The organism is Acinetobacter sp. AB03, from assembly GCF_058107045.1.
The window spans coordinates 1-872 of the sequence record NZ_JBUEBA010000062.1 but is presented as its reverse complement, the minus strand read 5'-3'; the positions used below and the strand labels follow the sequence as shown (position 1 = coordinate 872).

1 protein-coding gene is annotated in these 872 nt (G+C 34.6%); it reads right to left on the bottom strand.

Annotated elements, in window-relative coordinates; translation table 11 throughout:
- Positions 1–17 precede the first annotated feature (17 nt).
- A protein-coding gene (locus tag ACY3FQ_RS18195) for an IS5 family transposase (protein ID WP_150378072.1) occupies positions 18–831 on the bottom strand; the annotation gives its coding sequence in 2 pieces (ribosomal slippage) (positions 18–443 and positions 445–831; 813 coding nt in all).
- Positions 832–872: the final 41 nt, after the last annotated feature.

Sequence of the window (872 nt, the reverse complement as noted above, 5' to 3'; positions counted from 1 at the left end):
TAGATCTCTTGCGAAAGTTAATTTAAGAGCATCCAATTCACCATTCCAGTAATTAAATTCATTCTTAGACCAAATCGTTTCCGTCTATTTCTATAGCGTTCTGTTAATATCCGAAAATGTTTAAGTTTGCCGTTGATATGTTCAATTGTGATCCTACGCCGACTGATTTCTTGGTTGATCTGTTTTGCTATTTTGGGTAATGATAAATTCTTAGGTTTCTTGATTGGAATGAGTAACTTACTCTTAATCTGATGAAATCCTTTATAGGCTAAATCTGCCATGATACAAGGATAAATGATCATCTCCTTCAAATACTTACGCGCAATCGTCAGATCATGTTTTTTGCCACTTTCGACCTGTATACTTACAATTTGCTTTAGTCTTGGGTTAAAAATGACCTGTGTTTTTAGCGTATGTTTCTTCTTTTTACCACTATAGAATTTTCTTTGTTTTTTTGGGACGCTCAATCTGTGACTCAGTGACATCAACGATCACATAATCCCCCTCACTAAACTTTTGATTCCTTTTAGGCAATGCGAAAATCCGTGATTGAATCAGAGTATTTTCAACTTTCTGAATAGTACGATTCACATTGCTTTCAGCTAGGTTATAGTCAGCGGATAACTCAATTTGAGTTCTATAACAGCGTAAGTAATTTAAAGTTAACAACAATTGATCCTCTAAACACAACGAATGAGGTCTTCCAGATTTTTTCTTGGCAAGTTCAGCGTGTTGTAACACCGATACCATTTTTAAGAATAATGGACGAGGAACTCCAACGAGTCGTTTAAATTCCCCATCATTAAATCGAGTTAAATTTTCATATTTCATGGGGCTAGTATAAACAATTTTTTACTTTCGCAAGAGATCTA